The sequence below is a fragment of the Pseudophaeobacter sp. 1A16562 genome, assembly GCF_041008785.1.
GTDB lineage: Bacteria > Pseudomonadota > Alphaproteobacteria > Rhodobacterales > Rhodobacteraceae > Phycobacter > Phycobacter gallaeciensis_A.
This window is the reverse complement of the sequence record NZ_JAXGFT010000010.1, coordinates 17367-42978: the sequence shown is the minus strand read 5'-3', so window position 1 is coordinate 42978 and position 25612 is coordinate 17367. Positions and strand designations below refer to the sequence as shown.

Annotated in this window: 25 protein-coding genes; 12 read left to right on the top strand and 13 right to left on the bottom strand. The window is 61.3% G+C overall.

Annotated features, from left to right (window positions below; all coding sequences use genetic code 11):
* Nucleotides 1-248: 248 nt before the first annotated feature.
* From mltG to fabD, 6 genes are all read right to left on the bottom strand, one after another.
* Nucleotides 249-1403 (bottom strand): endolytic transglycosylase MltG, encoded by a 1155-nt coding sequence (gene mltG / locus SM764_RS14645; protein WP_065270417.1) that lies wholly within the window; start codon nucleotides 1401-1403, stop codon nucleotides 249-251.
* On the bottom strand, nucleotides 1404-2669 hold the full coding sequence (gene fabF, locus SM764_RS14640; protein WP_274837151.1) for a beta-ketoacyl-ACP synthase II: 1266 nt from the start codon (nucleotides 2667-2669) through the stop codon (nucleotides 1404-1406).
* 274 nt (nucleotides 2670-2943) lie between these two features.
* Nucleotides 2944-3687, bottom strand: coding sequence for a 1-(5-phosphoribosyl)-5-[(5-phosphoribosylamino)methylideneamino]imidazole-4-carboxamide isomerase (locus tag SM764_RS14635; protein WP_369002185.1), 744 nt, complete (start codon nucleotides 3685-3687; stop codon nucleotides 2944-2946).
* Between the two features lie 170 nt (nucleotides 3688-3857).
* Nucleotides 3858-4091 carry an acyl carrier protein gene (locus tag SM764_RS14630; protein ID WP_065273474.1) on the bottom strand — a complete coding sequence of 78 codons (234 nt, stop codon included), beginning with the start codon at nucleotides 4089-4091 and terminating at the stop codon, nucleotides 3858-3860.
* Between the two features lie 421 nt (nucleotides 4092-4512).
* Nucleotides 4513-5250, bottom strand: coding sequence for a 3-oxoacyl-ACP reductase FabG (fabG, locus tag SM764_RS14625; protein WP_065270419.1), 738 nt, complete (start codon nucleotides 5248-5250; stop codon nucleotides 4513-4515).
* A gap of 171 nt (nucleotides 5251-5421) precedes the next feature.
* Nucleotides 5422-6354, bottom strand: a complete 933-nt coding sequence (fabD, locus tag SM764_RS14620; protein ID WP_274829199.1) for an ACP S-malonyltransferase — start codon at nucleotides 6352-6354, stop codon at nucleotides 5422-5424.
* Between the two features lie 188 nt (nucleotides 6355-6542).
* Between fabD and SM764_RS14615 the strand changes: the two genes are divergently transcribed.
* Nucleotides 6543-7799, top strand: a complete 1257-nt coding sequence (locus SM764_RS14615) for a cytochrome b/b6 domain-containing protein (RefSeq protein ID WP_369002112.1) — start codon at nucleotides 6543-6545, stop codon at nucleotides 7797-7799.
* Between the two features lie 382 nt (nucleotides 7800-8181).
* On the opposite strand, the gene SM764_RS14610 is transcribed toward SM764_RS14615, so the two are convergent.
* Entirely contained in the window at nucleotides 8182-8757 is a 576-nt protein-coding gene (locus SM764_RS14610; RefSeq protein ID WP_274839125.1) for a YceI family protein, read from the bottom strand.
* 193 nt (nucleotides 8758-8950) lie between these two features.
* Nucleotides 8951-9478 carry a hypothetical protein gene (locus SM764_RS14605; RefSeq protein WP_274834300.1) on the bottom strand — a complete coding sequence of 176 codons (528 nt, stop codon included), beginning with the start codon at nucleotides 9476-9478 and terminating at the stop codon, nucleotides 8951-8953.
* A 321-nt stretch (nucleotides 9479-9799) separates the two neighbouring features.
* On the opposite strand from SM764_RS14605, the gene rpsF reads away from it, so the two are divergent.
* The 5 genes from rpsF to SM764_RS14580 all read left to right on the top strand — a co-directional run bounded on the left by rpsF (nucleotide 9800) and on the right by SM764_RS14580 (nucleotide 12697).
* Nucleotides 9800-10153 (top strand): 30S ribosomal protein S6, encoded by a 354-nt coding sequence (gene rpsF / locus SM764_RS14600; RefSeq protein WP_065270423.1) that lies wholly within the window; start codon nucleotides 9800-9802, stop codon nucleotides 10151-10153.
* Nucleotides 10154-10181: 28 nt separating this feature from the next.
* Complete coding sequence (gene rpsR / locus SM764_RS14595) at nucleotides 10182-10409, top strand: 30S ribosomal protein S18 (protein ID WP_005982441.1); 228 nt, start codon at nucleotides 10182-10184, stop codon at nucleotides 10407-10409.
* An 11-nt stretch (nucleotides 10410-10420) separates the two neighbouring features.
* Nucleotides 10421-11044 carry a 50S ribosomal protein L9 gene (rplI, locus tag SM764_RS14590; protein ID WP_065270424.1) on the top strand — a complete coding sequence of 208 codons (624 nt, stop codon included), beginning with the start codon at nucleotides 10421-10423 and terminating at the stop codon, nucleotides 11042-11044.
* Between the two features lie 146 nt (nucleotides 11045-11190).
* Nucleotides 11191-11553 carry a hypothetical protein gene (locus SM764_RS14585; RefSeq protein WP_274829187.1) on the top strand — a complete coding sequence of 121 codons (363 nt, stop codon included), beginning with the start codon at nucleotides 11191-11193 and terminating at the stop codon, nucleotides 11551-11553.
* Nucleotides 11554-12232: 679 nt separating this feature from the next.
* On the top strand, nucleotides 12233-12697 hold the full coding sequence (locus SM764_RS14580; protein ID WP_369002111.1) for a transglycosylase SLT domain-containing protein: 465 nt from the start codon (nucleotides 12233-12235) through the stop codon (nucleotides 12695-12697).
* A 100-nt stretch (nucleotides 12698-12797) separates the two neighbouring features.
* Here the strand turns inward: SM764_RS14580 and tig are convergent, their stop codons facing one another.
* From tig to SM764_RS14560, 4 genes are all read right to left on the bottom strand, one after another.
* Nucleotides 12798-14129: a trigger factor gene (tig, locus tag SM764_RS14575; RefSeq protein WP_065270427.1), complete on the bottom strand. Its 1332-nt coding sequence runs from the start codon at nucleotides 14127-14129 to the stop codon at nucleotides 12798-12800.
* 219 nt (nucleotides 14130-14348) lie between these two features.
* On the bottom strand, nucleotides 14349-15467 hold the full coding sequence (locus SM764_RS14570) for a porin (protein ID WP_274834305.1): 1119 nt from the start codon (nucleotides 15465-15467) through the stop codon (nucleotides 14349-14351).
* A gap of 513 nt (nucleotides 15468-15980) precedes the next feature.
* On the bottom strand, nucleotides 15981-16568 hold the full coding sequence (locus SM764_RS14565; RefSeq protein ID WP_369002110.1) for a hypothetical protein: 588 nt from the start codon (nucleotides 16566-16568) through the stop codon (nucleotides 15981-15983).
* A 64-nt stretch (nucleotides 16569-16632) separates the two neighbouring features.
* Nucleotides 16633-17553: a LysR family transcriptional regulator gene (locus tag SM764_RS14560; RefSeq protein ID WP_369002109.1), complete on the bottom strand. Its 921-nt coding sequence runs from the start codon at nucleotides 17551-17553 to the stop codon at nucleotides 16633-16635.
* A gap of 123 nt (nucleotides 17554-17676) precedes the next feature.
* Here SM764_RS14560 and SM764_RS14555 point away from each other — a divergent pair, with 123 nt between their 5' ends.
* From SM764_RS14555 to SM764_RS14540, 4 genes are all read left to right on the top strand, one after another.
* Nucleotides 17677-19110, top strand: coding sequence for a form I ribulose bisphosphate carboxylase large subunit (locus SM764_RS14555; RefSeq protein WP_274829180.1), 1434 nt, complete (start codon nucleotides 17677-17679; stop codon nucleotides 19108-19110).
* 39 nt (nucleotides 19111-19149) lie between these two features.
* On the top strand, nucleotides 19150-19506 hold the full coding sequence (locus tag SM764_RS14550) for a ribulose bisphosphate carboxylase small subunit (protein WP_369002108.1): 357 nt from the start codon (nucleotides 19150-19152) through the stop codon (nucleotides 19504-19506).
* 69 nt (nucleotides 19507-19575) lie between these two features.
* Nucleotides 19576-20379 (top strand): CbbQ/NirQ/NorQ/GpvN family protein, encoded by an 804-nt coding sequence (locus SM764_RS14545; RefSeq protein ID WP_369002107.1) that lies wholly within the window; start codon nucleotides 19576-19578, stop codon nucleotides 20377-20379.
* Nucleotides 20345-22660 (top strand): nitric oxide reductase activation protein NorD, encoded by a 2316-nt coding sequence (locus SM764_RS14540; protein ID WP_369002106.1) that lies wholly within the window; start codon nucleotides 20345-20347, stop codon nucleotides 22658-22660. The genes SM764_RS14545 and SM764_RS14540 overlap by 35 nt, the downstream gene beginning before the upstream one ends.
* Before the next feature lie 17 nt (nucleotides 22661-22677).
* Here SM764_RS14540 and SM764_RS14535 read toward each other — a convergent pair whose 3' ends face one another.
* Nucleotides 22678-23613: a LysR family transcriptional regulator gene (locus tag SM764_RS14535; RefSeq protein ID WP_369002105.1), complete on the bottom strand. Its 936-nt coding sequence runs from the start codon at nucleotides 23611-23613 to the stop codon at nucleotides 22678-22680.
* 90 nt (nucleotides 23614-23703) lie between these two features.
* Here SM764_RS14535 and SM764_RS14530 point away from each other — a divergent pair, with 90 nt between their 5' ends.
* A complete protein-coding gene (locus SM764_RS14530) occupies nucleotides 23704-24705 on the top strand; it encodes a class 1 fructose-bisphosphatase (protein ID WP_369002104.1) in 1002 nt (333 codons plus the stop codon).
* 24 nt (nucleotides 24706-24729) lie between these two features.
* Nucleotides 24730-25602: a phosphoribulokinase gene (locus SM764_RS14525; protein WP_368948142.1), complete on the top strand. Its 873-nt coding sequence runs from the start codon at nucleotides 24730-24732 to the stop codon at nucleotides 25600-25602.
* Nucleotides 25603-25612: the final 10 nt, after the last annotated feature.

Sequence of the window (25612 nt, the reverse complement as noted above, 5' to 3'; positions counted from 1 at the left end):
CTGCGGGGCCGCCAAGTTTCCTTCCAACTGCAGCTCAACTTATACGGGTTTCTGCCCATCATGTCAAGCGCTGCAGCAGGTTGGCAGAACGGCGGCGCCAATCCTTGTTAGGCTTTGCGGCCCGTCGGATGCAAAGCGACCGGGTATCCCGCGGTCCGCACGCAAAGAAAAAGGGCGCCGAGGCGCCCCTTTGTATCACTGTGAATGTGTCGTCCGCCGCTGGGTGCCAGCGTCAGATAAAGGACACCTCAATCGCTGCTACGCTCTGCCTCGATCTGGCGCCACTTGACCACGTTGCGGTTGTGTTCGGCCAGGGTTTCGGCAAAGGCATGGCCACCCGTGCCATCGGCGACGAAGAACAGGTAATCCGTTTCATCCGGATTGACCGCGGCCTCCAGGCTGGCAAAGCCAGGGTTGGCAATTGGGGTCGGCGGCAACCCTTCGATGACATAGGTATTCCAAGGCGTTACCCGGCGCAGCTCGCTTTGACGCAGACCACGTCCCAGCACGCCCTCGCCTTGAGTGACACCGTAGATCACCGTCGGGTCGGTCTGCAAACGCATGCCGCGTTTCAGACGGTTGGTAAAGACGCTGGCCACTTGCCCGCGTTCCTCGGCAACACCGGTTTCCTTTTCGATGATCGAGGCGAGGATCAGCATCTCTTCGGGCGTTTCCACAGCAGCATCCGCAGAGCGGCCTTCCCAGGCGGCATTGATGCGCAGGACTTGACGTTCCTGCATTTCTGCAAGGATCGCTGCCCGCTCATCACCGGGCGTGACCTCATAGCTGTCCGGCGCCAGCATGCCCTCGGGCGGGCGCTCACCGGGATCGCCTTCAAGGATATCCATGGACTTTAGCGCCTCGGTCACCTGCCAGCTGGTCACACCTTCGGCCAGTGCGATGCGGAACCGGGTGTCGGCTTCGGCCTTTTTCTCAAGGTATTCGGCGGGCGCTTCATCCTCGGCGGGGTTGAACTCTGCCCGCTCCACGAACCGGTTGCTGGCCGGATCCAATTCGCGCACCTCGGCCAGAACCCGGGTGACGCCGACGCGATAGACGATCTCGGTGCCGCAGGTGCTGGCGCCGCCACGGGTGATCTGATCGACGATCTCCTCCATCGAGGCGCCGGGCTGTACCAGGTAGCTACCTGCCTTCAGCAGCGATGCCTTGTCGCTGTATTTCACACCAACCCGGAACAGGGCCCCGGAGGTCACCGCGCCCTGATCCTCCAGCGTGCGGGACACGCGGGTCATGTTGGAGCCGCTTTTGACGCGCAGGCAGATGGCCTGCTCTAGCGGTCCCTCAGAGGTGTATTGCGACTGGCCCCACATGATGACGCCGCCCAAGAGGAACAGCGCCACGATGAGGACCGTCAGCATGTTGGAGGCCAGTGCGCGCCACATTTATTTCGGCTTTCCGAAGATCACCGAAGCATTGGTGCCGCCAAAGCCAAAGGAATTGGACAGGGCCACGTCGATCTTGCGTTCGCGTTTGGCGTTGGGCGCCAAGTCCACCCGGCTTTCGATGGCGGGGTTATCCAGGTTGATGGTGGGCGGGGCCACCTGATCGCGGATCGCCAGGATCGAGAAGATCGCCTCGATCGCACCGGCCGCACCCAGAAGGTGACCTGTCGACGATTTGGTCGAAGACATGGTGACATTGCCCGCGTGATCGCCCAGCATCCGCTCAACCGCGCCCAGCTCGATGGTGTCGGCCATGGTCGAGGTGCCATGTGCGTTGATGTAATCCACGTCTGTCGGCTTCAGGCCCGCATTGGACAGTGCCGCCCGCATGGCGCGCTCGCCACCCTCACCCGATTCCGACGGGGCGGTGATGTGATAGGCATCGCCCGACATGCCGTAACCCAGGACCTCGGCATAGATCTTGGCGCCGCGCGCCTTGGCGTGTTCGTATTCTTCCAGCACCACCACGCCGGCGCCCTCGCCCATGACGAAACCATCGCGGTCCTCGTCATAGGGGCGGCTCGCGGATTGCGGATCGTTGCCGTATTTGGTGCTGAGCGCCTTGCAGGCGTTGAAGCCCGCGATGCCGATCTCGCAGATTGCCGCCTCGGCACCGCCGGCGACCATTACATCGGCGTCGCCTGCGCGGATGATACGGCTGGCATCACCGATGGCGTGCGCGCCGGTGGAACAGGCCGTGACGACCGAGTGGTTCGGGCCGCGGAAGCCATAACGGATCGACACCTGACCGGAGGCAAGGTTGATCAGCGAACCAGGAATGAAGAAGGGAGAGACCCGACGCGGACCGCGTTCCTTGATCAGAACCGCGGTGTCTGCGATCGAGCTGAGCCCGCCGATGCCGGAGCCGATCATCACGCCGGTGCGCAGCAGGCTTTCCTCATCGCTCGGGGTCCAGCCCGCATCCTTGACGGCCATATCCGCAGCCGCCATGCCATAGAGGATGAAATCATCCACCTTGCGCTGTTCCTTGGGGGCAAGGAACTCATCGGGGTTGAAGGTACCATCGGTGCCATCACCGCGCGGGACTTCGCAGGCATAGGTGGTGGCGACGCCGCTTTCATGGGCATCGAACAGGGTGATCGGCCCGGCGCCGGATTTACCTTCCAGCAGACGCGACCACGTTTCTTCTACCCCGCTGGCCAAAGGGGTAACCAGGCCAAGTCCGGTGACAACTACTCGACGCATTCCATGCTCTCCTCTGCCTCGGCATTTTTCGCCCATCCAGATACCTTGGATTTACCAAAAGGTGCAAGAGCGCCGACGCAGGTCCGCGCAGATGGGCCGGTCGGACTGTATTGTCGAAGAGCCACCAAAGAAAAACACCCTACGGCCTGCTGCGCCGAAGGGTGTTTTCATTTCTTTTCAGCAGACTAAGCGACTGACCTATCACCTTGGTAGCCCGGAGCATCCGCCGCCGGAGCCCGCAGAGCGCCGAAATAACGACCGCGTCATCGGTGCTTTAGCGAAATTCCGCGACGGGTTCGGGTTGCGGACGCGCGGTTTCCAGCGCTTCCTCAAGAGTCAGCGTCTTGCGGAACAGCGCCCGCCCGACCAGGGCACCGGCAATATTGGGGATGTATTTCAACCGCGAAATGTCATCCACGTTGCGCACCACGCCGCTGGCGATGACCGGCGCTTTCGCCTCGGCTGCCAGGCCGGAAATCAGACCCATCTGCGCCTCGACCTCGGACATGTCGCTGTCGATATCGGTGACCAGGATTGCCGCGAAAGGCGCGTTTTCAAAGGCGGCGATATAGGCTTCAGGAGAGAACGCACCGGATTGACGCCAGCCTTCGGTCATCACCTGCCCCTGCCAGACATCCACCGCGAGCACGATCTGATCGGGGTGTTGCTTGGCCAGTTCGCTGACCAGCGCCGGATCCCGCGCGGCCAGGGTGCTGACGGTGACCCGCCCGGCACCAAGGTCGATCCAGTGCTCGACCTGCTCGCGGCTTCGCAGGCCGCCCCCCAGTTGCACCGGAATGCCGACGCTGCGGATGATTTCCTCGACAAGGGCGGCATTGGAATCATCGCCCTGCACCGCATTGAAGTCGGTCAGATGCATCCATTCCGCTCCGGCGGCCGCAAAATCCTTGGCCGTCTTGACCGGATCCACATGCCAAAGAACCGGTTCCTCCAGGCGCCCCTTGTCCAGCGTTACGCAACCGCCGTTCATCAGCTCCATCGTGGGGTAGATCATCATGGCATAGGTCCTCCTAGCGGGTTGGATCAGGATATCGCCCCCAGCATACCACAGACTGGGGACGTCCATGATCACCTCGCCACAAAACCGTCCACCCTCCATGACGCAAAACGGCGCTTCCCGGTAGGAAAGCGCCGCCTTGGCATTCACAGATATGTGAATGACGTATCTTAGGAAGCTTCAGTGATGAATTTCACTGCGTCGCCGAAGGTCTGGATGGTTTCGGCTGCATCGTCCGGAATTTCGATTCCGAACTCTTCTTCAAAGGCCATAACCAGCTCGACCGTGTCCAGGCTGTCTGCGCCCAGGTCGTCGATGAACGAGGCATTCTCGGTCACTTTGGCTTCTTCAACACCCAGGTGCTCTACAACGATCTTTTTCACGCGGTCTGCGACGTCGCTCATATCCATTCCTCGTTTTTTCTTCAGGGCAATCTGCCCGGTTTTGCCCTTACCCGCTCGGGCTGGCGTGGTTTTGCCCGATCCGGGCGGTTGTGCCCCCGCCGGGCGGGGGCTGACCGAGACAGGGGTCAAACCCCTTCGTCAGCGGAAATATGGGCCGCCTATAGCACAGACGCGCCCAGAGGCAAACGTTTTCGCGCCGTTCCGGGTGATCCAGAGAACGGGTTAAAACGCGTGCTGCACTGGCAAATGGAGGTTGTGGGGAACGCCCTCAAGCCCCGCGCCGCGGATTTCACCATAAAGTTTTTGTTAACAGATGCTTGTGAAGGAGATCACCTCTGACAGACGCAAAAAAGGAGCCCGAGAGGGCCCCTTTTTCATCATTCTGCAACGCCGCAATCCGGCGCGGCAAGGCTATTGCCAATCACAGCATCGCCATACCGCCATTCACGTGCAGGGTGCTGCCGGTCACATATGCGGCCTCGGCGCTGGCAAGATACAGAACCGCGGCAGCGATCTCTTTCGAATCTCCCATGCGGCCTGCCGGGATTTGTGTCAGGATCGCGTCCTTTTGGTTGTCGTTCAGCTTGTCGGTCATCGCCGTGGCAATGAAACCGGGGGCAACCGCATTGACGGTGATGCCCCGGTTGGCCACTTCATAAGCGAGGGATTTGGACATGCCGACCATACCGGCCTTGGAGGCTGCGTAGTTGGCCTGGCCCGGGTTGCCGGTCGCACCGACCACTGAGGAAATATTGATGATCCGGCCCCAGCGCGCCTTCATCATGCCGCGGAGCACGCCCCGGCACAGGCGCATGGTGGAAGTGAGGTTCACGTCCAGAACGCTCTGCCATTCCTCGTCCTTCATGCGCATGAACAGGTTGTCTTTGGTGATGCCTGCGTTGTTCACGAGGATATCAACGGAGCCCATTGCCTCGGCCGCCTGTTTTGGCAGCGCTTCGACGGCGTCCGCGTCGCTAAGGTTGCAAGGCAGCACAAAGGCGCGCTCGCCCAGTTCCTCGGCCAGGGCCTTCAACGGCTCTTCGCGGGTGCCGGAAAGGGCAACAGTGGCGCCAGCAGCATGCAGCGCGCGGGCGATATCGCCGCCAATACCGCCGGATGCGCCGGTGATGAGGGCAGTCTTGCCAGTCAGATCAAACATGTTCTTTTCCTCAAGTCTTTGAACGGCCTCATGCAGAGACGCTATTTATGGTCTTCTCCCGGCGCGCAAGCGTCGGGACGCGTCCGCCCGCCCCATGGCGGGCGCGTTTGCGCCCACCAGGGCGACCACGTCCCGCCGGGCAACCGGCAGACATATCGCTCAGGCCGCGCGTCAGCCTTCAACCGCTGCTTTGACGCCCTCGGCGGTGCCGAACTGACGGCAAGTCAGGCTGCGATCGATCTTGCGGATCATACCGGACAGGGCCTTGCCCGCGCCGATTTCCCAGAACTCGGTCACACCTTTGGCGGCCATCGCCTGCACGCTTTCGCGCCAGCGCACCGAACCGGTGACCTGCTCGACCAGCAGCTGGCGGATGGTATCGGGATCGGTCACCTCATCAGCGCGCACATTGGCGATCAGCGGCACGGCAGGGGCTTTGATCTCAACACCAGCCAAGGCCTCGGCCATCACATCGGCGGCAGGCTGCATCAGCGCGCAGTGGAATGGGGCACTGACCGGCAGCATCACGGCGCGCTTGGCGCCCTTTTCCTTGGCAATCACTGCGGCGCGCTCAACAGCGGCCTTGGATCCGGAGACCACAACCTGCGTCGGGTCGTTATCATTGGCAGCCTGGCAAACCTCACCCTGAGCGGCCTCTTCGGCAACGGCCCGCACTGCGTCAAGATCCAACCCCAGGATCGCGGCCATGGCGCCCTCGCCCACCGGCACGGCGTCCTGCATGGCAGCGCCGCGGGTGCGCAACAGACGCGCGGTATCGGCAACCGAGATCGCCCCGGCAGCAGCCAGCGCTGAATACTCACCCAGCGAATGCCCGGCGACAAAAGCGGCCTTGTTGATGGTGATACCTTCGGCCTCAAGTGCGCGCATCGCGGCCATGGAGGTCGCCATCAGCGCCGGCTGGGCATTGCGAGTCAGGGTCAAGGTTTCGATATCGCCCTCCCAGATCAGGTTGCTGAGGGATTCCCCCAGCGCCGCGTCGACCTCGTCAAACACCGCTTTTGCGGCGGGATAGGCCTCGGCCAACTCCTTGCCCATACCGATTGTCTGGGCACCCTGCCCGGGAAACACGAATGCGACAGTCATCAAAGACCCCATCATTTTTTGCCATTTCAGCCGGTTTAGACGCAGCTGACCCTGCGTACAAGGGATCTGCGCTCGATGCCGCGTCAGCGCACCTCCCATGTGCACCGGTTGACAGCTGCCCGCATTGCATGCGCGCCCCCGCACGGTAGGCTGTCGTCGTATCCCGTACCCAAGGAGGGTTTGTCCCCGTGTCCCGCCGCAATTCATTCTCCAGCTATGGCAGTGTCGCCAAGACGTTTCACTGGCTGACAGCCTTGCTGATCCTTGCCGCCTTCCCGCTTGGCTATTTTGCCAACGAGCTGGCACACACCATCCAAAGCCCCGGCTTTGACGGCGCGCAGGAAACCATTTCCCGCGCCACGCTGTTGTTTTCCCTGCACAAGACGGTCGGCGTTGCCGTCTTCTTTGTGGCCCTGGCCCGGATTCTCTGGGCGGTGACGCAGGAGAAGCCGGGGCTGCTGCACCCGGACAACAAGCCCGAAGCACTGGCGGCTGAAATCGTGCACTGGATGCTCTATATCTCTCTGGTGGCGGTGCCGCTGACCGGCTGGATCCACCACGCCGCGACAACGGGCTTCGCACCGATCCTCTGGCCCTTTGGACAGTCCCTGCCCTTTGTCGCCAAATCCGAAAGCGTTGCCAGCCTATTTGGCGCGGCACATGGTCTTCTGGTCTGGACCCTGCTGGCCGCCCTGGCCCTGCACGTGGCGGGCGCGCTGAAGCATCATGTGATCGACAAGGATTCGACCTTGCGTCGTATGCTGCCCGGATCCGGTGATATGCCCGTGCCCCCAGCGCAAAGCCACAGCGCCCTTCCTGCCCTTGCCGCCATTGTTGTCTTTGCAGTGGTACTTGGTACCGGTGCGTTCCTTGGTCTCGACGACGACCAAACCGCCACAGCCACGCAGGCCGCAACCTCTGCACCGCAGCCCACCGCGAGTGCGGAAACCGAGACAGCAGATACCTCTGGCTGGCGCGTCGAGAGCGGCACCCTTGCCATCTCGGTTGTGCAGATGGGCAGCAGCGTAACCGGTCAGTTCGCCGACTGGAACGCCGACATCAATTTCGAAGAGCCTACTGCGCCGGGACCGGCTGGCGATGTTTCCGTCACCATCTCGATCGCTTCGCTGACCCTTGGATCGGTCACGGACCAGGCGATGGGCCCGGATTACTTCGATCAGGCGACCTATCCCACCGCAACCTTCGAAGGTGAGATCGAAAAGACCGCAGACGGCTATCAGGCGGTTGGACCGCTCACCATCCGCGATCAAAGCGTGCCCATCACCTTGCCATTCGAACTGACCCTGGACGGAGACAAAGCCAGCATGCGCGGACAGACCACCGTCAACCGGCTGGATTTCAATATCGGTCAGGGCACCCAGGACGAAGGCACGCTTGCCTTTGCGGTGGAGATCTCGGTGGAGCTTGAGGCAACGCGCAACTGACGGCTCGGCTTCCCCCGATCAAAGCGCTTCTTTACGCGGGCCTCACCAGTGGCCCGCGTTTTCGTTTTGGCCATCGATAATCGTATACGGGTACAAAAGGACGGCAGAGCCTCCGCATGGGGGCGGCCCCGACAGGTACAGCCTCCACGATGCAATGAGGCCAACGGAATGAAAACCCGTACCTGTTGTCCTCCACGCCATAAACGGGGACGCAGCAGGGATCCTACGGCTCCTGCTGAGATGCCTCCCTGCCCGCGGCTCCTACGGCCATCGCTCCGAGAGCCTATTGACGCCACCCCAGAGCGCACCACACCAGCGCGCACAAAAAAACCGCCGGTCCCAGACTGGAACCGGCGGCGGATCTTACGATCGAGTCAGTAGCTTATTCAGCTTTCATCGCTTCGATGGAGATCTGAACCTGGACTTCATCGCTGACGTAAGGAGCGAATTTTTCCAGACCGTAGTCGCTGCGCAGCAGCGTGGTGGTTGCATTGAAACCCGCCCAGGGCTTGCCCGCCATCGGGTGATCACCCGACTGGTTCAGCTTGGCATCCAGCACGACAGATTTGGTCACACCGTTCAGTGTCAGATCGCCGGTGATGTGCGCGGTGTTCTCGCCGGACACGTGGATCTCGGTGGAGGTGAAGGTCACCATTTCATCTTCGGTTGCCGCAAAGAAGTCATTGGACATGAAGTGATCGAAACGCGCCTGCCAGCCGGTCAGCATCGACATCACGGGCATCGACACGGAAACGCTGGAGGCTGCCGGATCTTCCTTGTCGAACATGATCTCGCCTTCAAACCCCGAGAACATGCCCCAAGTGGTCGAAAAGCCGAGGTGGTTGTAGTTGAACACCACCTGGCTGTGGCTGGAATCCAGCACGTATTTTTCAGGCGCGGCGACAGCGGCGGTGGCGGCGGCGCCGGTCAGGGCGGCGGCAAGCAGAAGGTTTTTCATCGTCAGAGGACTCCGTTGGAACGAATTTTGTATGCCCAACACCTGTGCCACCGGGCAACGAAATGAAACTGGCAATTTTCCACATTGTCTGTTCCTAACCGAACAGTTACCCGCGAACCGGGAAGTTGTCTGTTTGATTGCAAGACCTTACCGAGCAACCGCGAAAATCCTGCGCCCATTTTTCAAGCGGTTTTCAGGTCAGCAGCGGCACAGATCCGCTGAGCTGATCGCGCAACAGGCTGCGGGACTGCACAGTACTCAGCGGCACCTCGAACAACAGGCTGCCATCCGCCTCGAACAACTGAACCGTGGCCGAGGTCAGCCGTGCTGCACCAAGGCTGTCGTAGCGGCGGCGCAGAATAATCCGGACCGCGCCTTGGCTATTGGTTCTCAGGACCCGCAATTCCCGCCGCACCGGATCGAAACACACTTCTGTGCCGGGCCGCAGGGGCCGTATGGTCAGCAGAACCATCCCCAGAAAGAAAAAGACCACGCAAACGCCCACCCGGATCACTTTATCCCCCGGGTGCATCATTTCCGCGTTCATCATCCACAGGCCTGCTGCGCAGAGCAATAAAGCCACGCCCAGCATCTGCAGCAGCATCCTCCGCATCGGCCAATTCGCTTTGAACCCCAGCACAAGCGACCCGCCCCTCATGGCGCCAGGGGCTGTGGCAAAGGATCCGGGAATGACGGGGTGCGGGATCTGGGCTAGGCGCATGGGGTCCTCACTGTAGCTGGCCGGGCAAACCGACGCTCGTTAATGCTTGATTAACCACGTTGAAGCCGATGAATGCGGCAGTATTTTGACCAAACCAAGGGGGTTTCCCGCACGCCACAGTGGCCTTAAGCATGACCTTAGGCCGGGCCACGAGTGATTGCAGGCGTAGCGCTGCGTTTATCCCTTGCTCTTATCGGTAAAGCCTGTATATCGGGGCTTCCTTCCGCACGACATTCGATCCGCGCAGACTCTCGTGACAGGGCCGCGGAAGGCTACATCGCCCCGTCTATGAAATGCGCCTAGACACAAACAGGAGTTCGCATGCCCCTCTATGAGCATGTAATGATTGCGCGTCAGGACCTGTCCAACTCGCAAGCTGAAGGCCTCATCGAACACTTCGGTGCTGTTCTGTCCGACAACGGCGGTAAGCTGGTCGACCAGGAGTACTGGGGCGTCAAGACGATGGCCTACAAGATCAACAAGAACCGTAAAGGCCACTATGCCTTCCTGAAGACCGACGCACCGTCTGCGGCGATCCAGGAAATGGAACGCCTGATGCGCCTGCATGACGACGTCATGCGTGTTCTGACCATCAAGGTCGACGAACACGACGAAGGCCCCTCGGTCCAGATGCAGAAGCGTGACGACCGTGAAGGTCGCCGTGAACGCCGCTGATCAACGCTTGAGAAAAGGACGCTCAACCATGGCAGCCAAACCGTTTTTCCGCCGCCGCAAAGTGTGCCCCTTCTCGGGCGACAATGCGCCGAAGATCGATTACAAAGACACCCGTCTTCTGCAGCGCTACATCTCTGAGCGCGGCAAAATCGTTCCCTCCCGTATCACCGCCGTTTCGGCGAAGAAGCAGCGTGAACTGGCCCGCGCCATCAAGCGCGCCCGCTTTCTCGCCCTGCTGCCCTACGCCGTGAAGTAAGGAGACCTGACATGCAAGTTATCCTTCTTGAACGTGTGGCCAAGCTGGGTCAGATGGGCGACGTCGTAGACGTCAAACCCGGTTACGCCCGTAACTACCTGCTGCCGCAGAGCAAGGCCAAAGTTGCTTCCGAAGCCAACATCGCCTCTTTCGAAGCCCAGAAAGCGCAGCTGGAAGCGCGCAACCTGGAGACTAAGAAAGAAGCCGAAGCCCTGGGTGAAAAGTTCGACGGACAGCAGTTCATCGTGATTCGCTCCGCTTCCGATGGCGGCAACCTCTACGGCTCGGTCACTCCGCGTGACGCAGCTGACGTTGCCACCGAGGAAGGCTTCTCGGTCGACCGCAAGCAGGTCATCATCCGCGAGCCGATCAAGACCCTTGGTCTGCACGTGGCCGAAGTGCACCTGCACCCGGAAGTCATGGTCACCATCAAGCTGAACGTGGCCCGTTCGCCGGAAGAAGCCGAACTGCAAGCCTCGGGCAAATCGATCCAGGAGCTGGCCGCCGAAGAGGAAGCCGCTGCTGAATTCGAAATCTCCGAGCTGTTCGACGACATCGGTTCCGCTGCCTCCGACGATGAGGACGAAGGCGAAGCCGCTCCGGCCGCGACCGGCGACGAAGAGACCAACGCCTGATCCCAGCGGATCACAGCGAGAGAACACGAAGGCCGTGCCCCATATGGGCGCGGCCTTTTCCTTTGCCAGACAGCACACTGGCCATGATGGACCTTCCTGCCTACAGTGAATGGGCAAAAGATGCATTTGGACAAAGGAGAAACCCGATGATGCTGAGAACCATCGCGATTGCAGGGCTATGCGCCGCGACCCTTTCCGGATGCGACACGCCATCGGTTGACGCACCCTTGTCGCTGGCCGGAACTCCGGGCCCGAACTATCAAACGGATCTGGCACAATGTCAGGCCTCGGCCCGTCAGATCGGACAAGGCCACATCGGAACAAGCGCCGCACTTGGAGGTGCAGGCGGTGCCTTGGTGGGGGCGACCGAAAATAGCGACAAGGCGCTAGTTGGCGCGATTGCCGGCGCCATGGCTGGTGCCGCCGTAGGCGACATCCAGGTCAAACAGGCCCAGCGTGACTACGTGATCCGCTGCATGCAGAACCGCGGCCATCCGGTGACCGGCTGATCGCGGATTTCCGCCACATGGGCTGATGAGGTCGGCGGGAACCAGCTGGGTCCCGCCCCCGGCAATCGCGCCTGCTGCGCTGCGCGGGGGCCTTGCACGCCCTTTCAGTTCTCGGGCGGCGTCTGCTCTGGCGGGTTCGGCTTTGATTCAGCCGGTGCTTCAGCCAATGATGCGAAACTCATTTGCGCTGTTATTATGGACCGCTCAGCTTATTGGGACCGCGGAAAGTGGGAAACGGCCGCGGCCCCTTTTTACTGCTCGTTTACGGGCACCGCTACAGGCGAAAGCAGGGCACCCTTCCTGAGGTATTATTTTTGCCTCAATGCGCATGGGTATTTTGGCGTTTCCAGCGAAAATTAACAAAGCCTTATAAATTAGAATTGTTTGCACTTTTCCGGATATCGGCGGAGGCCCGCCAAAGCTGTCGACGGTAGGTGCGAATGGCTCGATAACGGGACTTTAGCGCGCCTGTAACGGGCGCTCACCCCCCTTTCAGCAGCCCTAGCCCCCTTCATGGATCGGTGAAGATTTGCCGATGAAACAGCGCCGCGCTTCCGCCCGATTGTGGCCATTCTCAAGCATGACTAGTCTGCCGTGACGGATCCCCCAGTGCCCATCGTCTCCCCAGACGGAGCGCCCTTCACGGATCCATTCTGTTCCTGTTGCCCGGAGTTCCCCGATGCACCGACGTCATGTCTTCTCTCTGCTGGCCTTGCCGCTGCTTGCCGCGGGCTGCGGCGCTGCCCCTCAGGCCGTCAGCCGCAACGAGCCGCCACTGTTTCCCAATGAAACCCCGGACCTGCGCAGGAAGATCAATTACTGGTCCGACCATTACGAGGTGCCACGCTCTCTGGTGCACCGGCTGGCGGTACGGGAAAGCACCCATCGCCCAACAGCCGTCAACCGGCCCTACTACGGCCTGTTGCAGATTCTGCCCGCCACCGCGCGTTCGATGGGCTTCAAAGGCAAGCCACAGGACCTGTTGGACGCAGACACCAACCTTGAATTCTCGGTGAAATACCTGCGCGGCGCCTGGCTGCTTGCCGATGGTAGCGAGGACACCGCCGTCAAACATTACTCGCGTGGCTACTACTACGAAGCCAAGCGCCGCGGCATGCTGAAGGAAACCGGCCTGAGGACCTGAACCAGCTTGCGCTGTCCATGTGGCCCGCATTCCCTGTATCAGAATGAAAAAGGGCCGCCCCTGACGGGCGGCCCTTTCAATAACCACTGGAGGGAGAGGATTACTCCTCGTCCAGCTCTTCAACAGCTTTCTGCAGATCGTCTTTCGAGACTTCTTTCTCGGTCACGGTCGCCTGATCAAAGACGTGGTCGATGACCTTGTCTTCGAAGATCGGCGCACGCAGCTGCTGCTGCATCTGAGCGTTCTGCTGAATGAATTCAAAGAACTGGCGCTCCTGACCCGGGTACTGACGCGCCTGCGCCATGATCGCCTGGGTCATTTCCGCGTCGGTCACTTCGACCTCTGCCTTCTGGCCCAGCTCGGCCAGCAGCAGGCCAAGGCGCACGCGGCGTTCGGCCAGTTTGGTGTGCTCTTCGGTCGCTTCGATCTCACCGTGGTTGTGGTCGTGGACGTCCGGGTTGTCCTCGTGCCACAGCTGGTGCGCGATCTGCTGTGCTTCGGCCTCGACCAGCGACGGCGGCAGGTCAAAGGAGACCAGCTCGTCCAGCTTGTCCAGGGTGGCGCGCTTCATCACGGCGCGGGCTGCACCTGCGTATTCCGCTTCCAGACGCTCACGGATCTGAGCCTTCAGGCCTTCCAGATCTTCGGCACCGAATTTCTTCGCCAGCTCATCGTCGATCTCGGCGGCCTTCGGCGCCTTGACCTCTTTGATGGTGCAGGAAAACACGGCTTCCTTACCGGCCAGGTGATCGGCCTGGTAGTCTTCGGGGAAGGTGACGGTAACGTCTTTTTCCTCACCGGCCTTCACGCCGACCAGCTGCTCTTCGAAGCCGGGGATGAAGGAGTTGGAGCCAAGCGCCAGCGGGTAATCTTCGGCGGAACCGCCTTCGAAGGCTTCGCCGTCAACCTTGCCGACGAAATCGATCACGACCTGATCGCCATCTTCCGACGCAGCGCCCTCTTCGCGGGCTTCGAAATCCTTGGCGGTGTCGGCCAGGTTCTGCAGCGCTTCCTCGACGGCTTCGTCTTCGGCTTTGACAACCATTTTCTCAACCGAGATGACGGAGAGGTCGACTTCGGGAATCTCAGGCAGTGCCTCGTAGGACATCTCGACGTTGACGTCGTCGCCTTCTTTCCAGTCTTCGTTGGTCATCTTGACTTCGGGCTGCATCGCCGGACGATCACCGCTGTCTTCGAAGTGCTTGTTCATGGCGCCATCGACGGCTTCCTGCATCACTTCGCCCAGCATACGCTGACCAAACTGCTTGCGCAGCAGGGCCATCGGCACCTTGCCCTTGCGGAAGCCTTTCAGCTCCACTTCAGGCTGCGCTTCTGCCAGCTTCTCGTTGACCTTCTCGTCCAACTCGGCGGCTGTGACAGTGATGGCGTAGCCGCGTTTCAGACCTTCGTTCAGCGTCTCGGTGACCTGCATCCTATACCTCATAGAGATTCGGGGCGCGCGCGCAGGCTCCGCCCCCAGACAATTTGAGGCCTTCTATGTGTCTGGGGCCTTCGGTGCAAGAGGCATTGCCCCCTTCGGTGCGACATTGGGCAGGTTTATGAGGGTTTCGTTGGGTGAAACCGACCCCGAAATGAAAAACACGCCCCGCAGGGCGTGTTCTCGTCTTTTAGCAGTCCGGATACCCGGGACTTAGAATTTCCAGCGCGCACCCGCCAGGATCACGTTGCTGTCCTGGTAGTTGGTCGCGGAAGTGTCCGCATAGGAGTAATCGCGGTAGGCCAGATAAGCTTCGACGTTGTACTTGTCGACTTTCTGAACGGCTGCGATGCCCCAGGATTCAGCAGAATCGCCCGAAGTAACCATGTCCGAACCATCGTAGTAGTCGACGGAGACGGAGGTGGAACCAGCCGAAATCAAGTTCGCGCTGTAGCCCAGTTTGGCGTAGGCATAGCTGCCAGCGATGTCACGCTCGCCTGCAGCAACGGTCAGCGACAGGCCGGTCGGCTTGTGCTCGACGCCGAAGGAGCCCGCAACGTCACGGATGTCTGCCTTGCCGGTTTCCTCGGTCCAGGCTGCGCCCAGAGCTGCGTCAAACCCGAAATCACCCAGCTCGTCGTTGCTGTAGCGCACAGCGACGTCATAGGTTTCGCGGTCGTTGTTGGTTTTCAGGATGTCGGTACCGTAGGACGCCGAGAAGGTGAAACCGTTGAAGTTCACGGAGTCATAGCGCACACGGCCAAGACGGCTGCCGTCATAGTCCTTGAAGGCGTCGCCGACGGACACAGTGCTCAGAGCACCACCTGCGGTGCGGAACGCATATCCGCCAGCCGGGTCGGCAACCGCTGTGCCAGCAGCCAGACCGGTGCCGGAGGCATCGGCGAATGCAATGCCGTCAGACGCCATCGAGCCCTGACCAGCCGAGAAACGGCCGTAACGCGCGGTATCGAATTGGAAGTCCACGTGGCGCAGGTTGGTGCGGGACCAGCTGACGTTGTCGCCTTTGGAGGTTTGGTTGACGCTGTAGGACGAGCGCAGACCAAATGCGGTTTCGAAGGCGAAGGTCAGCGTGTTTTCGCCATAGGCCTGCTTCAGGCGGAAGCCGATGCGGGAGTTGGAGCCGGAGTTGTCCACGAGGCGGCTGTAGGTTTCAGCGCCATCATCGTAGTACTGGAACGCCGGGTCGAACTGGCCGTACCAGGTGAACGACCCGCCGGTGCTGTTTTCATAAGTCGGGCCTGCAAATGCAGGAGCGGCAAGCATCGCAGCCACGGTGGCAGCAATGGCTCTGGTTGTGAGTGTGGTGGTCATAAAGATGTCTCCTGACGTTTCGACGCGGCACGGCAGCCCCATCCCCGGCGGCTGCACCTCATACGTTGATTACCAAGGGCGTCTTCGCCGCAGCATCCTTGAAATTCCGGATGGACTGACGGCTGGAAACCCACGGCATGAACTGCGCGGAATGTTGCCAATCGCGCCCAGTGCCCGGCACCTTTAGGCCGATATCGCGTCTGTTTATGTGAGGAAGATCACACATCGCATGCGCTCAGCGCATTCCTGCCTTGATGGAAAAGCAGAGCTCCTCGCGACACATCAAATGTGCGTTATCACACTGAAAAATATCACGAAAAAGTAACCTCCTCCAAGGCCTGATTCAGCCCCGCCTCACCCCGCCAGACCGTCTAAGGGGAGATGCCATGAGACGTGCCCCCAGGTCGGCTCCATGCAAACCCTGACCGCAAATAAAAAGGGGGCGGAGGCCATTTCCATAGCCCCCGCCCCCGGCATGTCATCTGACCCGATCGGGCCCGGTTAAGTCCAGCGCTAGATCCGGTCTGCCTGCGACAACACAAGCGTGCCGAGATCGCCCCCCCGGACCAGAGCGATCGGCGCGCGTGGCGGTGCCGCCTGCTCCGCAGCGATATCCTCTATGTCGTCAAGAAAGCTTTCCAGAGCTTGGGTCGGCTGGCCAAAGGCCTTGGACATCTTCAGCTGGTCGCGGGTCACCTCAATCAGGTCCATATTTGCGTTGCTGTTTCCACGGGAAACCTCATATCCGGACTGCGCGAAGTCCTCTTGTAGATGGGCCTGGAAGGCCGCGCCTTTGGTCGTCAGCATCATAATAAACTTCATGTCATCAAAACCTGCCGCCACCAATTCATCGGCCATCTGGTCAATTTCCTGCGGGGAGATATCGCTCAGGTCGTAGTTAGCGAAGATTGCATCAATCGCCTCTGCGTCAGGCGACTGCGGTGCAACATGGCTGGCAAAATCTTCTGTTTTCGCCTCTTTGGCCCCCCCTTGCCCCGCCAGAACATTGACAGACCTTGTGCTCGCCGGTGCATGGGTGGCAATCGTTGAAACCTGTGCGTAGCTCATATTGAAAACCTTCTGCCATTCAATGAACCGCACACTCAGCCGATATGGTAAAAACCCCCTAAAGCGCGCGGGTATAATCGGCGGTTTTCCAAGAAAATTATTGTCCCGCCACAGAGGAACCCGCGCCAGCCGCCCCAGGTCCCTCCCTCAGCTGCTGCAGAAACGCCTCGGCCGCCATCGTGGGCTGCTTTCCCTTTGGCCAAGCCACGTACCAATGACGCATGATCGGAAAGGACTTCACGTCAAGCTCCGTCAGATAGCCGTGGCGCAGCTCCAGCGCGACGGTAGCCCGGCTGAGCACAGACCAACCGAGGCCCGCAATCACCCCTTGTTTGACGGCCTCATTGGCGCCCAACTCCAACCGCACGGCGGGGGCTTTCCCTGCCTCTTCGAAACAGCGCTCGGCCGCCAGCCGGGTGCCTGATCCGCTTTCCCGGGTCAGGAATGGATAAACGGACAGGTCCGCCACGCTCAGCCCCTTCCGGGTGGCCAGAGGATGATCAGGCGGCGCAATGACGATCAGCGGGTTTTCGGCAAAGCGTTCCACTTCGGCAGCCATATTCTGCGGCGGCGTGCCCAGAATATAAAGGTCATCCGCATTCTGGGCGAAACGGCTTAGGATTTCCTCGCGGTTGCAGACGGTCAGGGCAACCTCGATCCCGGGATAGTCGCTGTTATAGGCTCCGATGCGGGCGGGGATGTCGTATTTCGCGGTCGACACCACCGCCAGCCGCAACCGCCCCCGTGCCATGCCGCGCAGCTCCGCGAGGCGCATATCCAGATCCTCGGCCTCGCCCAGCATGCGCTGCGCCGACAACAACACCACCTCTCCCGCCTCGGTCAGGAACAGGGTCTTGCCCATCCGCTCGATCAGCTTGTGACCGGTCTGCTCTTCCAGCTGACGCACCTGCGCAAAGACGGCCGGCTGCGTCAGATGCAGCGCCTCGGCAGCGCGAGTGTAAGAGAGGTGCTGCGCAACCTCTTGAAATATCTGCAATTGTCGAAGGGAATACCGCATATATACAGAATACTTTATTCTGAAACTAAAAACTATTCATTTCACTATATTTACCCTTTGTGGCCTTCTGATCCCAATGAAGTGGCCCGCCCCCGTCGGCGGCCAGGAGGAGGAAACAAGCCCATGAACATGCAAGCCCCAGCCAAGAAATACGATGCCGGCGTCAAGGACTACCGGTCCACCTATTGGGAACCCGCATACACGCCCAAGGACACCGATGTCCTGGCCGTCTTCAAGGTGATCCCGCAGGATGGCGTGCCGCGCGAAGAGGCAGCCGCAGCCGTCGCCGCCGAAAGCTCGACCGGCACCTGGACCACGGTCTGGACCGACCTGCTGACCGATCTTGACCATTACAAAGGCCGCGCCTACCGGATCGAGGACGTGCCCGGACAGGACGAGGCCTTTTACGCCTTCATCGCCTATCCAGCCGATCTGTTCGAGGAAGGTTCGGTCGTCAACGTCTTTACCTCCATCGTCGGCAACGTCTTTGGCTTCAAGGCCGTGCGCTCCTTGCGCCTTGAGGACGTGCGCTTCCCGATCTGGTTCGTGAAGACCTGCTTTGGCCCGCCGCACGGCATCCAGGTCGAGCGCGACAAGATGGACAAATACGGTCGCCCCCTTCTGGGCTGCACCATCAAGCCGAAACTGGGTCTGTCGGCCAAGAACTATGGCCGCGCCGTCTACGAGGTTCTACGCGGCGGTCTGGACTTCTCCAAGGATGACGAGAACGTCAACTCCCAGCCCTTCATGCGCTGGCGCGACCGCTTCCTGTTCTGTCAGGAGGCCATCGACAAGGCGCAGGCAGAAACCGGTGAGCGCAAGGGCCACTACATGAATGTCACCGCCCCCACGGTGGAAGAGATGTTCCAGCGCGCCGAATTTGCCAAGGAGATCGGCACGCCCATCATCATGTCCGACTATCTGACCGTCGGCTGGGCCGCGCATAACTCGCTGTCGAAGTGGTGCCGCGACAATGGCATGCTGTTGCACGTCCACCGCGCCATGCATGCGGTGATCGACCGCAACCCTAACCACGGCATCAACTTCCGCGTTCTGACCAAGCTTCTGCGCCTTCTGGGCGGGGATCACCTGCACTCGGGCACCGTCGTCGGCAAGCTGGAAGGCGACCGCAACGCGACCTTGGGCTGGATCAACCTGATGCGCGACAAATTCGTCAAGGAAGACCGCGAGATGGGCGTCTTCTTCGATCAGGACTGGGGCAGCATGCCGGGCGTCTTCCCGGTGGCCTCGGGCGGGATCCATGTCTGGCACATGCCCGCGCTGGTCTCGATCTTCGGCAATGATAGCGTTCTGCAATTCGGCGGCGGCACCCTGGGCCACCCCTGGGGCAATGCGGCGGGTGCTGCGGCCAACCGCGTGGCGCTGGAGGCCTGCGTTCAGGCCCGCAACGAGGGCCGCGAGCTGGAGAAGGAAGGCAAGGACATCCTGATGGCGGCGGCGAAACATTCGCCCGAGCTGAAATCCGCGATGGAGACCTGGAAGGAAATCAAGTTCGAGTTCGACACCGTCGACAAGCTGGACGTGCAGCACCGCTGATCGCGCCCCCTCGAACACATATCAAAAGGACCAAGACCAATGAGCACCATTCAGGACTACCCCTCCCGCCTGTCGGACCCCGCCTCGCGCAAGATGGAGACCTTCTCTTACCTGCCGGAAATGACCAAGGATCAGATCCGCAAACAGGTGGAATGGATCGTTTCCAACGGCTGGAACCCGGCGATCGAACACACCGAACCCAGCAACGCCACAGGCTATTACTGGTACATGTGGAAGCTGCCGATGTTCGGTGAAACCGACGTGGACGCGATCCTGGCCGAGTTGGACGAATGCCACGCCGCCAACCCCAAGCACCACGTACGCCTTCTGGGATATGACAATTTCACCCAAAGCCAGGGCGCCAACATGGTCGTCTACCGCGGTGAGATGATCTGATGCCCCTTTGCTGCCCGGCGCTCCCTCGTGCCGGGTAGCACATCCCAAGCCCAGCAGGAGGAGCCCGCCATGAAAGACATGCTTGACGAATTTCGCGTCACCGATGCGCCCTTCTGGCGGCAGACCGGCGACGAGGTGGAGCTGTTCACCGCCGCCTGGGATGCCCGTATCCCGGTGATGCTGAAAGGGCCGACCGGCTGCGGCAAAACGCGGTTCGTGGAACATATGGCCTGGAGGCTGGGCCGCCCGCTGGTCACCGTGGCCTGCAACGAGGATATGACCGCCTCGGATCTGGTCGGGCGCTATCTCTTGGATGCCGACGGCACCCGCTGGCAGGATGGTCCGCTGACATTTGCCGCCCGCCACGGCGCGATCTGTTACCTCGATGAGGTGGTGGAGGCGCGCCAGGACACCACCGTCGCCATTCACCCGCTGACCGATGACCGCCGTGTTCTGCCCCTGGAAAAGAAAGGGGAGCTTCTGCAGGCGCACCCCGACTTCCTGATCGTGATCAGTTACAACCCCGGCTACCAGTCCCTGATGAAGGATCTGAAACAGTCGACAAAACAACGCTTTGCGGCGATGGACTTTACCTGGCCCGAAGGGGAGACCGAGGCCGAGATCCTGGCCCATGAAGCCGGTATTGATCCCGAAACCGCAGGCAAGCTGGTCGAGATCGGCGCACGCTCCCGCAATCTCAAGGGGCACGGGCTGGACGAAGGGGTGTCCACCCGGATGCTGATCCACGCCGGTCGCCTGATCAAGGGCGGGATCGCGCCGCGCGCCGCCTGCTCCATGGCGTTGGTCAACTCCATCACCGATGATCCGGATATGCGCGATGCTCTCGATGCCGCTGTCGCAACCTGGTTCTGAGACCCTGCCGGAAGACCGCGCAGAGCTGCTGAACAGCCTGCCGGGTGAGGTTGCCGAAGTCCTGCTAACCGCCCTGCCCGATGCGCGGCGCAAACTGTCGCCGCGGGCGCTCGATACATGGCTGCGCGGCTGTGATGCGCTGATGCAACTGGGCCGGGGCGCGGATCCGGTGATCGCCTGGATCGAAGCTGCGCCCGCCCTAGCCCGCGATCTGGGTGAGGATGTACTTGGCGATCTCTTGCCGCTGCTTCTGGGGTTTGCCTCGCGCACCTCGGGCGCGGTGATTGCCCGGCTGCTGGAGACATCTCCGCAGGCCGCGATGCGGCTCGGCGATGCCACGCTTTTCATGGCTTACCTTCGCTTTCTGGAGCATCTTCTGGCCCGCGCGCCGCGTGCCGTGCGCCCCATGCTAGATCACCTTGGCGATCTTCTGGAGGTTCTGACCCTAGGGGGCTTGCGCCGCTGGGCCGATTGGGGCGTGGAGGCGCATCGCACCAACTTCAAGGAACTGCTCGCCTATTTCTCGCTTCAGACCGAGGAAAGCCGCGCCGTCATTCAACGTGAGCGCAAGGGCACCCTGCTGGTCGATGTGCAGCGGCGGTTGATGATGTACCTGCGCGCCCTTTGGGGGCGGGATTTCATGCTGACGCCAACGGCGGGCGATTTCGAGGATCGCACGGGCCTGCGCCCCTACTATGAGGGGTACAGCCTGCACCTGCCTGATGCGCTGGATGACTGGCAGGATGAGGCCGCGCTGGATCTTTACCGCGCGCAAGCCGCCCATCTGGCAGCGCATCTCGCCTGTCTGCGCAAACCCATTCAGGGCGAAGGACTGAACGCCTTACAGACGGCCATGATCGGTCTCATTGAGGACGCCCGCGCCGAGGCCCTTGCCATCGCCCGCCTGCCCCGGCTGCGCGATCTTTGGGCGCCGTTTCATCAGGACACCGCCCCCGGCATCGCCGGAGAATTCGACCGCATCGCCCGCGCGCTCTTGCTGCCGGATCAGCCCGCCGAAAGCGATTTGGCGTCCTGGGTTCAGGGCGAATTCGCCGGTCTTGACCTGACGGATACGCAGGCCGCCCGCGATCTGGGCCTGCGCCTTGCCGAACGCCTGCGTGGCCAGCCCTATTCTGCTTATACCGATCATCCCTCCTGCCCCTATCGCTGTGACAACCGGCTTTTGTGGGAGTTCGAGGAGCTGGAGTTCGACACGGAATTCGCCCCGCCGCCACAGGTGCGTAAATACGTCTCGGTCAGCGAAATGGTGAACGAGGTGGAGGTCGAAACCGCAGGCGAGGACGCGCAGGAGATCTGGGTGCAATCGGCGGAGTTCTTTGATGACGACGGTCAAAGCTTCAATGAGAAGGAAGGCCGGGAGCCGCTGGCGCCGCCGGTGATGTATGATGAGTTCGACCACACGATCCAGATGATGCGCCCCGCCTGGGCCACGGTGCTGGAACGGCGCCCGCGTCTGGGCGACCCGACCGGGGCGGAGGCGATCCTCGCTGAACATCGCCCGGTGATGGAGCGGCTGAAGCACCGGCTGGACGCCATGCGCCCGCAGGGCATGCAGCGCATTCGCAAGCTGGAGGATGGCGACGTCATAGACATCGGCGCCGCCATCACCGCCGCCATAGACATCCGCATGGGCCGCCAGCCCGACCCGCGTGTGATGATGCGCCAGGTGCACAAGACGCGCGACACCGCCGTCATGGTGCTGCTGGATCTGTCGGAGTCGACGAATGACCCCGTGGGCGATGGCTCCACCGTGATGGATCTGACCAAATCGGCCTGTGTGCTGTTGTCAGAGGCGATCAACCGGGTCGGTGATGCCTTTGCCATCCATGGCTTTTGCTCGGACGGGCGCGCGCAGGTCTACTATGAACGGTTCAAGGATTTCGACCAGCCGTGGGAGGATCTGGCCACCGCCCGCCTGATGGGGGCAAAGGGGCGGCTCTCGACCCGCATGGGCACGGCGATCCGCCATGCCACGGCGCAGATGAAGCGGGTGAAGGCCACGCGCAAACTGATGCTGGTGCTGACCGATGGCGCACCCGCCGATATCGACGTGCGTGACCCGCAATACCTGCGCGCCGACACCCGCCGCGCGGTGGAGGAAGCCAGCCAAAGCGGCATCACCCCCTTCTGCCTGACGCTGGATCCCGGCGCCGATGCCTATGTGCAGCGCATCTTTGGCCCGCGTGGCGCGATGATTCTGGACCGGGTCGAGCGCCTGCCCGAACGGTTGCCGCAGCTTTATGCAGCACTGACCCGCTGAGATCACGGCACCGAACGCTACAAGTCGAACTTTGGCAGGTAAACGCCTGACAAAGCGTCGATTTCCTGCGCGCACATTTCCGTCGCCGGAGACACATGATCTGCCTCTGCGGCGCCGGTGATCAGATACCAATGCCGCATCACCGGCAGATCCCGCCCACGCAAGAGCGCCAGTCGCCCCGATGTGACCTCGTCATGCACGGTGTGCAGCGACAGGAACGCAATCCCCAGCCCCGCCAGAACCGCCTGTTTGATCGTCTCGTTCGAGGGCATCACCACCTTGTTGGGACTATGCCCCTCCGCCAGCCGTTCAATGAACCGCTCCATCAGGATCCGGGTGCCTGACCCTTCCTCGCGGCTAAGGAAGGTTTCCTGCAGCAGCCGATGCGGGTCATATCCGTCTTCCTGCGCCAGCGGATGATCCGGCGGCAGCACGATGCCATGCGGGTGCGGCCCCAGCGGGATCGCCCGGTGGATCACCCCGCGCGGTGGCCGCCCCATGATCGCCAGGTCGTAATCTCCCCGGTTCAGCGCCTGCATCACCTCAGACCGGTTGGCCACCCGCAGCGAGATTTCCACATCCGGGATTCGGTCCTGCAACAGCCGCACCAGACGCGGCACGAAATACTTCGCCGTAGATACCGTTCCCAGCACCACATGGCCGCGCCGCCCCTGGGTCAGAGCAGTGATCTGCCGCTCTGCATGCGACAAATTCGCTTCGATCCGCTGCGCGGCGGCCAGCATCTCCTGCCCGGCAAGGGTGGGCTGAAACCCGGAGCCATCGCTGGCCTTCTGTAGCAATGCCTCTCCAACTGCGCCTTCCAGGTTCTTGATTTGGCTGTGAATTGTCGGTGGCGTTTGATGCAAAAGATCCGCCGCCATGGTCAGGGAGCCTGTGTCCGCCACCGCCAGAAGCGCGCGCAATTGTTTGAGAGTGATGGCGTCGAACCGCAAATTCGAAAACTCCTAATCGTTCTTTCTATTTTTTAAATTCCTTAAAAATTCATTTTTTGCAAGCTTTGTCGCGTCAGGGAGGACAACCACATGAAAACTCTTGATCAGGTGCCCCAGGGGGCCGAGCCTGCGCTTGTTGCAGAACTGGACCGGCTGGCCGGTGTCGCTGCCGAGCTTGCCCAGCGCATTGCGCGCGGCGGCATCGACGAAAACCTTGCCGGAGCGGCGGGCACCAACACCGATGGCGATGCGCAAAAAGCGCTGGATGTGATCGCCGATGAGGCCTTCATGGCCGCCCTGCGCGAAGGCGATGTCCGTCACTATGCCTCGGAAGAGCAGGACACTGTCGTCACCATGAACCCCAAGGGCCGGTTTGCCGTGGCCATCGATCCGCTGGATGGCTCCTCAAACATCGACACCAATGTGTCCATCGGAACCATCTTTGGCATCTATCCGGCGGCAGAGACGCCCGAGGCATCGTTTCTGCGGCCCGGCCGGGCTCTTCTGGCCTCAGGCTATGCGATCTTCGGGCCGCAGTGCGCGCTGATCGTTACCCTGGGCGACGGGGTGCTGAAATACGTGCTGGATCCGCAGAGCGGCACTTTCCGTCTTCTGGGCCAAGTCGCCGAGATCGCGCCGGATTCTAACGAATACGCCATCAATACCTCGAACTACCGGCACTGGAGCAAACCGATCCGCGCCTACATCGATGATCGCGTTGCAGGGACCGAAGGGCCGACCGGCGCCGATTCCAACATGCGCTGGATCGCCTCCCTGGTGGCCGAGACCCACCGTATCCTGACCCGTGGCGGTATCTTTCTGTACCCCGCTGATGGTCGGCAGGGCTATGGCCGGGGGCGGCTGCGCTATGTCTACGAATGCGCGCCCATCGCCTTTTTGATCGAACAGGCGGGCGGCCGGGCCACCGACGGGCAGGACCCGATCCTGGATGCGGTCCCCAATACACTGCATATGCGCACCCCCTTTGTCTTCGGCTCGTCCAACAAGGTGGCACGGGTCGCCACCTATCACGATCTGCCGGACGAGGAGACTTCCGCTCTCTTTGGCTTGCGCGGACTGTTCCGCGCCTGATCCCCATACCTTCAGGACATCGACATGAGCACCAAACACCCGATCATCAGTGTCACGGGGTCTTCCGGCGCGGGCACCTCGACCGTGAAAAAGACCTTCGACCAGATCTTCCGCCGCGAAGGCATTACCTCCGTTTCGATCGAAGGCGACGCCTTTCATCGCTACAACCGCGCCGATATGCGGGCCGAGCTGGAACGCAGACAGGCCGACGGCGATCACACGTTCTCGCATTTCTCCTATGACGCCAATGAGCTCGGAGAGCTGGAGCGGGTCTTTCGCGACTACAGCCAGACTGGCAAAGGGCGCACCCGCACCTATGTGCACGACGCCGAGGAAGCCAAGCGGACCGGCGTCCCCCCGGGGGAATTCACGGCCTGGGCGCCCTTCCCCGATGATTCCGATCTTCTGTTCTACGAAGGGCTGCACGGATCGGTGGTGAACGACAATGTGAACCTCGCTGCGCTGGCTGATCTCAAGATCGGCGTGGTCCCGGTGATCAACCTCGAATGGATCCAGAAGATCCACCGCGACCGGGAATCGCGCGGCTATTCCACCGAGGCCGTGACCGAGACCATCCTGCGCCGGATGCAGGCCTATGTGCATTGCATCTGCCCGCAGTTTTCCGAGACCGATATCAATTTCCAGCGCGTGCCCGTGGTGGATACCTCCAACCCCTTTGTGGCGCGCTGGATCCCCACTCCGGACGAAAGCCTGGTGGTGATCCGCTTCAAGAACCCGCGCGGTATCGATTTCCCCTATCTGATGTCGATGATCGAGGGCAGCTGGATGACCCGCGCCAACAGCCTGGTGATCCCCGGCGGCAAAATGGATCTGGCGATGCAGCTGATCTTTACGCCGATGGTGATCCGCCTGGTCCGCGAAGCCAAACGTGCCTGAGGAGACTTCT

Bases quoted from the DNA above. Each gene is read 5' to 3' on its own strand.
- SM764_RS14525 (WP_368948142.1), top strand. From the start codon at position 24,730: ATGAGCACCAAACACCCGATCATCAGTGTCACGGGGTCTTCCGGCGCG.
- tig (WP_065270427.1), bottom strand. From the start codon at position 14,129: ATGCAGGTCACCGAGACGCTGAACGAAGGTCTGAAACGCGGCTACGCC.
- fabF (WP_274837151.1), bottom strand. From the start codon at position 2,669: ATGCGTCGAGTAGTTGTCACCGGACTTGGCCTGGTTACCCCTTTGGCC.
- fabD (WP_274829199.1), bottom strand. From the start codon at position 6,354: ATGACTGTCGCATTCGTGTTTCCCGGGCAGGGTGCCCAGACAATCGGT.
- SM764_RS14555 (WP_274829180.1), top strand. From the start codon at position 17,677: ATGAACATGCAAGCCCCAGCCAAGAAATACGATGCCGGCGTCAAGGAC.
- rpsF (WP_065270423.1), top strand. From the start codon at position 9,800: ATGCCCCTCTATGAGCATGTAATGATTGCGCGTCAGGACCTGTCCAAC.
- SM764_RS14540 (WP_369002106.1), top strand. From the start codon at position 20,345: ATGCTCTCGATGCCGCTGTCGCAACCTGGTTCTGAGACCCTGCCGGAA.
- SM764_RS14630 (WP_065273474.1), bottom strand. From the start codon at position 4,091: ATGAGCGACGTCGCAGACCGCGTGAAAAAGATCGTTGTAGAGCACCTG.
- rplI (WP_065270424.1), top strand. From the start codon at position 10,421: ATGCAAGTTATCCTTCTTGAACGTGTGGCCAAGCTGGGTCAGATGGGC.
- SM764_RS14570 (WP_274834305.1), bottom strand. From the start codon at position 15,467: ATGACCACCACACTCACAACCAGAGCCATTGCTGCCACCGTGGCTGCG.
- SM764_RS14545 (WP_369002107.1), top strand. From the start codon at position 19,576: ATGAAAGACATGCTTGACGAATTTCGCGTCACCGATGCGCCCTTCTGG.
- SM764_RS14585 (WP_274829187.1), top strand. From the start codon at position 11,191: ATGATGCTGAGAACCATCGCGATTGCAGGGCTATGCGCCGCGACCCTT.
- SM764_RS14605 (WP_274834300.1), bottom strand. From the start codon at position 9,478: ATGCGCCTAGCCCAGATCCCGCACCCCGTCATTCCCGGATCCTTTGCC.
- mltG (WP_065270417.1), bottom strand. From the start codon at position 1,403: ATGTGGCGCGCACTGGCCTCCAACATGCTGACGGTCCTCATCGTGGCG.
- rpsR (WP_005982441.1), top strand. From the start codon at position 10,182: ATGGCAGCCAAACCGTTTTTCCGCCGCCGCAAAGTGTGCCCCTTCTCG.
- SM764_RS14530 (WP_369002104.1), top strand. From the start codon at position 23,704: ATGAAAACTCTTGATCAGGTGCCCCAGGGGGCCGAGCCTGCGCTTGTT.
- fabG (WP_065270419.1), bottom strand. From the start codon at position 5,250: ATGTTTGATCTGACTGGCAAGACTGCCCTCATCACCGGCGCATCCGGC.
- SM764_RS14635 (WP_369002185.1), bottom strand. From the start codon at position 3,687: ATGATGATCTACCCCACGATGGAGCTGATGAACGGCGGTTGCGTAACG.
- SM764_RS14560 (WP_369002109.1), bottom strand. From the start codon at position 17,553: ATGCGGTATTCCCTTCGACAATTGCAGATATTTCAAGAGGTTGCGCAG.
- SM764_RS14550 (WP_369002108.1), top strand. From the start codon at position 19,150: ATGAGCACCATTCAGGACTACCCCTCCCGCCTGTCGGACCCCGCCTCG.
- SM764_RS14580 (WP_369002111.1), top strand. From the start codon at position 12,233: ATGCACCGACGTCATGTCTTCTCTCTGCTGGCCTTGCCGCTGCTTGCC.
- SM764_RS14610 (WP_274839125.1), bottom strand. From the start codon at position 8,757: ATGAAAAACCTTCTGCTTGCCGCCGCCCTGACCGGCGCCGCCGCCACC.